Source organism: Nocardia sp. NPDC056952, from assembly GCF_042674185.1.
Taxonomy (GTDB): domain Bacteria; phylum Actinomycetota; class Actinomycetes; order Mycobacteriales; family Mycobacteriaceae; genus Nocardia.
Genome location: NZ_JBHURA010000025.1, coordinates 1 through 10312, shown reverse-complemented (window position 1 = coordinate 10312; position 10312 = coordinate 1). Strand labels below are relative to the sequence as shown.

Genomic DNA, 10312 nt, shown 5'->3' with positions numbered 1-10312 from the left:
ACCACCGCCAACACCCGATGACCCAAACGCCGCGCATCCGACAAACGCTCCACCAACACCAAACCAACACCCTCACCCCAACCAGTCCCATCAGCCGACGCCGCAAAAGGCTTGCATCGACCATCGGCCGCCAGCCCTCCCTGCCGGGAGAATTCGTCGAACGCCATGGGCGTGCACAGAATGGTGACACCGCCCGCGACCGCCATCGAGCACTCACCACTGCGCACCGATCGCACTGCCCAATCCAGCGCCACCAACGACGACGAACACGCGGTATCCAGCGTTACCGCGGGCCCCTCCAAGCCGAAGACGTACGAAATCCGCCCCGAGGCCACGCTGGCGGCGGTCCCGGTGAGGTTGTAGCCCGCGACTTCCTGACGTGCCGGGGTGGCCGTAAGGCCGTAGTCCCGGCCGGACATACCGATGAACACACCGGTCCGGCTGCCCCGCAACGAATCCGGAGCGATACCAGCCCGCTCGAACAACTCCCACGACGACTCCAGCAACAACCGCTGCTGCGGATCCATCGCCAACGCCTCACGCGGCGAAATACCGAAATGGCCTGCGTCGAAATCCGCGGCGTCGTACAGGAACCCACCCGCGGCAGTGGTGACGCCGGTCATTTCCTGCGGTTGCCACCCTCGGTCGGCGGGGAACTCCGCGATCGTGTCCGTACCGGAGTGCACGATCCGCCAGAGGTCATCCGGCGAGGCGATTCCCCCGGGATACCGGCAGCTCGAGGACACGATCACCACGGGATCGTCCTCGGCCGAGACGGCCGTAGGTGCGCTGGTTCCGTCCGCTGCGCGGCCGGTCAACTCGCTGTCGAGATAGTCGACCACCGCATCGAAGGTGGGATGATCGAAGATCAGCGTCGCGGGTATGCGCAGGCCTGTCGCCATCACCAGGCGGTTGCGAAACTCGACCGCCGTCAGCGAATCGAAGCCGAGCTCCTGGAAGGTGCGCGGTTCGATCGCGTCGGGAGACTCGTATCCGAGTACGTCGGCAACCTGCGTGCGTACGACATCCGAGAGTGCCCGGCCACGCTCGGCACCGGTCATCCGGGCGAATCTGCCGGTCGAGGGGTCCGCTGACGGTTCGGGGTTCGCCACGATCGCGCCGAGTGCGGAACCACGGACGATCCCGCCCGAGTCGGGCCAGTATCTCTGTCGCTGAAAGGCATAGGTCGGCAGGTCCGCGACTCGGCGGGAGGAATCCCCCAGCAATGCTGCCCAGTCGACCGGCAATCCGTTCACCCAGCCGCGAGCCGCGGATTCGAGCAGCTTTCGCCGGCCGCCCTCACCGCGGCGCAGCGTACCGATCGCCAGCGCGGTGCCGCGAACCTCATCGACGGCCTGGTCGATCGCCGGGACCAGCACCGGATGCGCGCTGACCTCGATCAGGAACCGATAACCCTGCCGCAGCAGTGTCTGCGTCGCGGCCGCGAATCGCACTGGCTCTCGCAGGTTCTCGACCCAATATCGGGCATCGAGCTCGGGGCCTTCGAGCAATCCGCTGCGTACGGTCGAGTACAGCGGTATGCGGGCTTGGCGCGGAGAGATCCCGGCCAAGACCTCGAGAAGTTCCTCCGCGCAATCGTCGACCTGTGCCGAGTGGGACGCGTAGTCGACATCGATCCACCGCACGCGCACCTGGTTGCCATCGCATTCGGCGACCAGTTCGCGAAGGGCGCCGATCTCACCGGAGACGACCGTCGCCGCGGGACCGTTCATCGCGGCCACCGATAGTCGCGGCTCGTATGGTGCGATCAGCTGTTCGACAACGTCGGCGGACAACGCCACCGACACCATCGCACCGCGGCCGGACAGCTTCTCGCCGATGATCCGGCTGCGCCGCACCACGATCAGGACCGCGTCCTCCAGGCTCAGCGCCCCGGCCACGCAAGCGGCCGCGATCTCGCCCTGCGAGTGCCCGACAACGACGTGCGGTGTCACTCCCAGGGATTCCCATTCCGCCGCGAGCGAGACCATGACCGCGAAGGACACCGGCTGCACGACATCCACCCGGGTCAACCATGACTGGTCCTCTCCGGTGACGACATCCATCAGCGACCAGCCGCTGATCGGATCCATGACGGTGGCGCACTCCCGCATCCGAGCAGCGAACACTTCGCTGGATGCGAGCAGTTCCTTGCCCATTCCATGCCACTGCGCACCCTGGCCGGGGAATACGAACGCCACGTCACCGGTCGCCGCCCAGCCGCTGACCACGTCGGCTGTCGGGTTCTCGTCGGCCAGCGCTGCCAGACCTTGTCGCAGGTCGGTGAGATCGCCGCCGATGACGACACCACGGTGGTCGAGCGCGGCCCGAGTCGTGGCGAGCGACCACGCCACGTCCGGGAGCTGCTCATCCGCGATCGGCAGGCCGGCCAGGCGCACAGCCTGAGCGCGGACCGCGGCCGCCGTTCTACCCGATAGCAGGAAGGGCAACGAGGCCGCTGAACTGTCGTGCCCGACCGGGGATTCCGGTTCGGATACCAGTTCGGGCGCTTCTTCGAGAATCACGTGCGCGTTCGTCCCGGAGACTCCGAACGACGACACACCCGACCGGCGTGGGTGATCACCGGCGGGCCAGGCCGTCGCTTCGGTCACGAGCTGCACCGCTCCGGCCGACCAATCCACCTGTGGCGTGGGACTGTCCACGTGCAAGGTCGCCGGGACGACCCCGCGACGCATCGCCTCGACCATCTTGATCACGCCCGCGGCGCCCGCGGCGGCCATCGTGTGTCCGATGTTCGATTTGACCGACCCGAGCAGCACCGGCCGCTCTGTGGGGTGTGCTCGGCCGTAGGTCTCCAAAAGTGCCTGCGCCTCGATCGGATCGCCGAGTGTGGTCCCGGTTCCGTGTGCCTCCACGACATCGACATCGGTGGCCGAGAGTCGGGCGTCTGCCAGCGCTGCCCGGATCACTCGCTGCTGGGCGGGACCGTTCGGGGCGGTGAGACCGTTCGACGCGCCGTCCTGGTTGACGGCCGATCCGCGCAGTAGCGCCAGCACCCGATGCCCGTTGCGCTGTGCGTCGGACAATCGTTCCAGCAGTACCAGGCCGACCCCTTCGCCCCAGCCGGTCCCGTCAGCTGCCGCCGCGAAAGCCTTGCATCGACCATCGGCCGCCAGCCCGCCCCGGCGCGTGAATTCCTCGAAAGCCTTCGGTGTCGACATCACGGTGACGCCGCCGGCGACCGCCAGGGTGCACTCGTCGTCGCGCAATGCCTTCGCGGCAAGGTGCATGGCGACCAGCGACGACGAGCATGCGGTGTCGATCGTCATGGTCGGGCCCTCGAGTCCGAGCACGTAGGCGATACGGCCGGACATGACCGCAGCGGAACTTCCGAGCACCGTGTACGCGGCGGTATCGGCATCAGCCGCACCCGACAGATCCCAGTAATCCTGGTCATTGGTACCCACGAAGACACCGGTGCGACTGCCACGCAAGGACATCGGATCCATACGGGCCCGTTCGACCAGCTCCCAGGCCGTCTCGAGCAGCAGACGCTGCTGCGGATCCATGGCCAGGGCTTCGCGAGGTGCGATGCCGAACAGTCCGGCATCGAATTCCGCTATGCCGTCGAGGAATCCGCCGAATCCATCGGATTCCTGCCAACCTCTGTCGACGGGAAAACCGGTGATCGCGTCGCGGCCGTCTGCGACCAGATCCCAGAGTCCTTCGGGCGAATCGACTCCACCAGGGAAACGGCACGCGAGGGAAACGATGGCGATCGGCTCCGTTGCGCGCGACTCGAGTTCCTGCACACGCTGCCGCGTTCGCTGCAGCTCAGCGGATACACGCTTGAGGTAGTCGACGAGCTTATCTTCGTTGGACACTAGTTCAGTTCTCCGAACTCGCGGTCGATGAATTCGAGGATGTCATCGGCGGTCGATGCTGCCGGCACGGAGAGTGCCGGTATGTTGTTGCCGTGCTGCAGTTTCCACAGCATCGACTGGAGCCGTCCCGCGATCTCGGAGACAGCGTGGTCGTCCGGATCGACGTCGAGCAGCATCCGTTCGAGGGAGTCCAGTTCGACCATCGCGCGGTCACCCGGCCGCGCTTGCTCCGGCACCAGCAGAGCGGTCAGCAGATCGGCCAGATCCACCGGAGTGGGATGGTCGAACACCAGTGAAGGCGCGAGGGCCAGCCCCGTCTGCGCGACGAGCCGGTTGCGCAATTCCACGGCGGTCAGCGAATCGAATCCCAGTTCGGTGAAGGCGCTGCTCGCGGTGATTCCGACTGCCGAACTGTGCCCGAGCACGGCCGCGACATTCTCGATGACGCTGCGCAGCACGACTTCCCGCCTGCGTTCCGGCGCAAGCGCCCCGATGTCACGAAGAACGGAAGTAGGCGCGACGGGCGCCGGTTTCGCCAGCCCGTGCAGGGCTACGGGAAGATCTGCCCGGCTCGTGGCGGCGAGCGTCGCTGGATCCAGCGGTAGCGGCACCGGTACCGGATGAGTGCCACCGAGCATCGCGTCGAACAGCTTCATCGCATGCCCGGCGGTCAGTGGAACCGCGCCGATCCGTGTGAGCCGACGCCGATGGGCGGCGTCGAGACGCCCGCCCATTCCGGCGTCTGCCCACAGCCCCCAGGCCATGGAGGTCGCAGGCAACCCCCACGCATGCCGCTGGTGGGCGAGGGCGTCGAGAAAGGCGTTGGCCGCGTTGTAATTCGCCTGTCCCGCGGTACCGACAGTCGCCGCCGCGGACGAGAAAAGGATGAACTGGTCGAGATCTCGTTCACGGGTCAGTTCGTGCAGGTGCCACGCGCCGTCGACCTTGGGTCGCAAGACCTCCGCCAATCTCGGGTGATCCAGCGACAGCACGGCCGCGTCATCGAGCAGACCTGCCAGATGCACGATGGCACCCAGTCGCCGGGGTATCCGCTCCAGCATCTCGGCGACAGCCGCCCGATCCGCGATATCGCACGCCGCGACCTCGACCTCGACGCCTTGCTCGACCAGCTCGGTCTGCAGTCGCGCCAGCTCCGGAGATTCCGGACCCCGGCGGCTGACCAACAGCAGGTGCCGGACCTCGTGCCGCGCAGCGAGATGCCGGGCGACAACGCTGCCGAGCGCTCCCGACGCTCCGGTGACAAGCACTGTCGCCTCCGGATCGAAGGCCCGTCCCACGCTTGGCGTCGGATCGAGCGCCGCGAGCCTGCCGGTGTCGAAGCGGTCACCGCGGACCACCACTTCGGCTTCTCCACTGGCCAGCACCGTGGCGAGCACATGATCCGACAGCACCTGCTCGTCGAGATCGACGAGCACGATCCGGTCCGGATGCTCGGCTCGGACGGAGCGGACCAATCCCCACACCGGCGCGTGTCCGAGATCGACCTGGTCAGCACCGAGTTCCACGGCGACAGCACCGCGGGTGACCAGCACAAGGCGGCTGTGGGCGAAGCGGGACTCGCGCAGCCACGCCTGCACCAGGTCCAGCCCTGCGCGGGCGCCTGCCTGCGCGCACTGCGGCTGCTCGTCACCGGACGGAAGGAGCTGAACGACCACGTTTTCCGGAATCACCGCCGCTGACAGCAGAGCGTCCAGGTCCCGGTGGTGCGCGGTGAACGAGGCGGTCGTCCGGTCGACATCGCCGACGATCGCGCAGTCGGGCACGGCCGGGCCATGCGAACCCGCCTTCTCGATCGGCACCCAATCGAGCCGGTACAGATCGGAGTCGACCGTCCTGGCCGGCTGCCGTGCGGCGGACGCCCAGAAACGCTCGCGCTGAAAGGAATACGTCGGCAGGTCGACGATCCGACCACCACCGAGGACGTCGTCCCACGCGATCGGCACGCCATCGACATACAGCTCGGCCAGTGCGGACAGCATGGCCTCCGGCTCGGATCGCCCGGCGCGCAGGGTCGCGACCACGAGGCTGTGTTCGTCGGCGCTCAGGCATTCCTGCACCATCGGGACCAGCGCGGCACTGGGATCCACCGCGAGATACCGGGTGACGCCGCGGTCGGCCAGCGCCTGGATGCCGTGGGAGAACCGTACTGTTTCCCTGGCATGGCGCGCCCAGTATGTCGAGGAGGCGAGATCCTCGGCTGTGAGCGGCTTGCCGGTCAGGTTCGACACCACCGGTATCCGCGGCGCGTTGACGACGATATCCGCACAGACCTTGTCGAACTCCGCGAGGATCGGCTCTAGGAACGCCGAGTGGAAGGCGTGCGACACCGTAAGCGGCTTGGTACGCCGTCCGCGTGCGGCGAAGAGAGCCTCGACGCGATCCACGGCGTCGGTTGCGCCCGAAATCACCACGGCCCGCGGACCGTTCACGGCCGCGAGATCGACATCATCGCAAAGGTGTTCCAGCACTTCGGCTTCCGTCGCTTCGAGGGCGACCATGGATCCGCCGAGGCCCGGCTGGTCGTCATTGGACGGCAACTGCTGCATCAACCGGCCACGTGCCACCACCACCCGCGCCGCATCAGGCACCGATATCGCCTCGGCGACACAGGCGGCGGTGATCTCGCCGATCGAATGGCCGATGACGTAGTCGGGGACGACGCCCCAGGAGAACAACAGCCGGTACAGCGCGTATTCCACGGCGAACAGACCCGGCTGGGTGTATTCCGTCCGATCCAGCAGCTGCGGCTCCGCGAAGATGACGTCGCGCAGCGATCGGTCGAGCAGGGGATCTATGTGGCCGCAGACTTCGTCGAGCGCGGCGGCGAAGACGTCGTAGGAGTCGTAGAGTTCCCGCCCCATTCCGGCCCGCTGGGAGCCTTGGCCCGCGAACACCATGGCGAGAGGACCGGTACGGGCAATTCCCTGATGCACCGCGGCGGAGGCCGTGCCCGCGGTCAGCGCGTCGAGTCCGCTGTCGAGCGAACTCCGATCCACCGCGTTGACCACGGCACGGTAGGAGAATTTCGTGCGCGCGGTAGCCAGCGTCCAGGCGATATCAGCCAGTGCGGGCCCGTTGTCGTCTCCGGCGAGCATCTCTCGCAGTGCTACCGCCTGGGCGTGTAGTGCGTCGGGAGTCTTACCCGACAACACCAACGGCACCGTCGAAACATTCTTTCCCACAACAACATCCACGAATTCATGAACCTCAGGAGCCTGCTCCACGATCACATGCGCATTCGTCCCACTGATACCGAACGACGACACCCCCGCCCGACGCGGACGACCCGTCACCGGCCAATCCACCGCCTCCGACACCACCTCCACCCCACCCACAGACCAATCCACATGCGACGACAACTCACCCACATGCAACGACGCAGGCACCACACCACGCCGCAACGCCTCCACCATCTTGATCACCCCAGCCACACCCGCAGCCGCCTGCGTATGACCAATATTCGACTTCAACGACCCCAACAACAACGGCCGAACCCGACCCCGCCCATACGTCGCCAACAACGCCTGCGCCTCGATCGGATCACCAAGAACCGTCCCCGTCCCATGCGCCTCCACCACATCCACATCCCCCACCGACAACCCCGAATTCTCCAACGCCGCACGAATAACCCGCTGCTGCGCAACACCACTCGGCGCCGTCAAACCATTCGACGCACCATCCTGATTCACCGCAGAACCACGCACCACCGCCAACACCCGATGACCCAAACGCCGCGCATCCGACAAACGCTCCACCAACACCAAACCAACACCCTCACCCCAACCAGTCCCATCAGCACCAGCCGAAAACGACTTACACCGACCGTCTCCAGCCAAACCACCTTGACGCGCAAACTCGGCGAAGGCGAAAGGTGTCGACATGACCGCGACACCACCAGCGACCGCCATCGAGCACTCACCACTGCGCACCGACCGCACTGCCCAATCCAGCGCCACCAACGACGACGAACACGCCGTATCCAGCGTTACCGCGGGCCCCTCCAAACCGAGCGTGTAGGCGATCCGTCCGGAGAGCACGCTATTGGCGGTACCGGTGAGGACATGGCCTTCGACATCCTGGCCGGATGCCTCCGCCAATACCCCGTAGTCACCGGCGGAGGCACCGATGAAGACGCCGGTCCGGCTGCCCCGCAACGAGTCCGGAGCGATGCCGGCCCGCTCGAACAACTCCCACGACGACTCCAGCAACAACCGCTGCTGCGGATCCATCGCCAACGCCTCACGGGGCGAAATGCCGAAGAAGCTCGCATCGAAATCTGGAGCTTCATAGAGAAATCCACCGCCCGTCGGCGGAATTCCGGTCAGATCCCAGCCGCGGTCGGACGGGAATTCCCCGACGGCCTCGCCGCCTTCGGCGACCAGCGTCCACAGCCCGTCGGGCGAGGTGATGCCACCCGGGTACCGGCATGCCATCGCGACGATCGCGACCTCGTCCGTATCGGGTACAGCGGCCCGGTCAGCGGTTTCCACCGCTGTACCCACGACCGCATCGCCCAGATAACGCACGACCGCTTCGGGCGTCGGGTAGTCGAAGGTCAGCGTCGTGGGCAGCGTGCGACCGGTCGCCTTGGCCAGCCGGTCGCGGAATTCGACGGCCGCGAGCGAGTCGAAACCGAGCTCTTTGAACGCACGCTCGGTGTCGACCTTCGAGGCGGGGCATCCCAGAGTCGCGGCGACCTCGTCGACGACGAGACGATCCAGCAGACCATCGCCTGCCGCGACGTCGAACACAGAGGTCGATGTGGAACCGGAATCCGGGTCGGCGAGGGCACGAACCTCGGGCAGGTCGTCGATGAGCGGGCTGGGGCGCGCGCTGGTGAACGGCGGTGCGAATCTGGTCCAGTCGATATCGGCGACCACGTGGTGCGGGACGCCCGAACGGACAGCCCGCCACATCGCCTCGACAGCGAGCTCGGGGTCCATGGCCCGCAGGCCGTTTCGGGTCAGCAGCTCGTCGGCTTCCGCGGTGGCGGCCATGCCTCCACCTGCCCAGCTGCCCCAAGCCACCGCGGTAGCGGGGAGACCTTCGGCGTGGCGGCGTCGCGCGAGTGCGTCGAGGTAAGCGTTGCCGGCCGCGTAGGCGCCCTGCTGTCCGCTCCCCCACGCGGCGGCACCCGAGGAGAACAGCACGAACGCCTCGATCGGGTGATCGCGTGTCAGCTCGTCCAGCAGCTCCGCGCCACGGACCTTCGCGCTGATCTCTTCGGCGAGGCCGGACAGGGTGAGCTGGTCGAGCAGCACGAACCGGGCGAGACCAGCGGCATGGAGCACCGCGGTCAAAGGCTGCCGCAGACCGTCGAGCAGGCCGGCCACCGCTTCCCGATCGGTGATATCGCATGCCGCGACAGTGATTTCGGCATCATATGCGCCCAGTTCGGCGACTAGTTCCTTCGCTCCAGGCGCTGAATCGCCACGCCGGCTGACCAGAACCACGTGCGCGGCGCCGCCTGCACATGCCCAGCGCGCCAGGTTGGCGCCGATTCCGCCGGTGCCACCGGTGATAAGGACGGTGCCGCGCAGTTGTGCCGGACCACTCGCCGGCCTGTCGGCATGCACCAGCCTGCGGGCCAGGACACCGGGTGCGCGGATGGCCAACTGGTCCTCGACGCCCGCGCCGGACAGCAGGGCGATCAAGCGTTGCACAGCGGGTGCGTCGTCATCGGCGGCGGCGGGAAGATCGATCATTCCGCCCCAGCGGTCCGGGTGTTCCAAGGCCGCGACACGACCGATCGCCCATAGTTGGGCCTGGGCCGGGACCGGTGGCGGATCGGCAGGCGATACCGACACGGCACCGCGGGTGACGGTCCACAGAGGAGCTTCGATTCCGGCGGACCCCAGCGCCTGGATCAGAACGATCATCCGCGACAGCGCGAGCGGAACCACCCCGTGCGGCGGATTCGGCACGGCATCCCGAACGAGCACGGCCAGCACGCCCTGCACGGGCGGCAGTCCTCGCAGCTGTTCGGCCAGTTGCGTTCGATCGCCGTCGAGATCGAGACGAAGGACCTGCGCCGATCGACCGAGCTCGGTGTACACCCGCTCGGCACCCGACTCATCGTCGGTCGCGAGCAGCCAGACGCCGGTCGGGCGGCGGGTCGGCGTTGGTACCGGACGCCAGCGCTCCTCGTACAGCCAGGAGTCCAGTGTTGTATCGGTGCAACGACGTCGATGCCATTGTGCGAGCGCCGGCATCACCTCGTGCATCGAGGCATCAGGATCCACGCCGAGTGTCCGGCCGACGTCACTGATGTCGGAGTTGTCGATGAGATCCCAGAATTCATCGTCCATCCCCGACACTGCGCCCGACGGCACCGCCGAGGCGAGCCAAAACCGTTCCCGCTCGAATGGATACGTCGGCAGATCGACCGACCTGCCACCACCAACCAACCCACCCCAACCCACACCCACACCCGACACCCACAACTG

The 10312-nt window shown here is 67.0% G+C and carries 2 protein-coding genes; both read right to left on the bottom strand.

The genetic code is table 11. The features are described from left to right. A partial coding sequence (locus ACFTS5_RS34085; protein ID WP_378639471.1) for a type I polyketide synthase occupies positions 1-3845 on the bottom strand: 3845 nt, incomplete at its 3' end. Beyond that, the gene (locus ACFTS5_RS34080; protein WP_378639469.1) at positions 3845-10174 is read right to left on the bottom strand and encodes an SDR family NAD(P)-dependent oxidoreductase; all 6330 of its coding nucleotides are present in this window, start codon (positions 10172-10174) and stop codon (positions 3845-3847) included. The genes ACFTS5_RS34085 and ACFTS5_RS34080, both read right to left, overlap by 1 nt. Positions 10175-10312: the final 138 nt, after the last annotated feature.

What these genes read in the sequence shown, in the direction of transcription:
- ACFTS5_RS34080 (WP_378639469.1), bottom strand. Translation starts at nt 10,174, where the DNA reads ATGGACGATGAATTCTGGGATCTCATCGACAACTCCGACATCAGTGAC.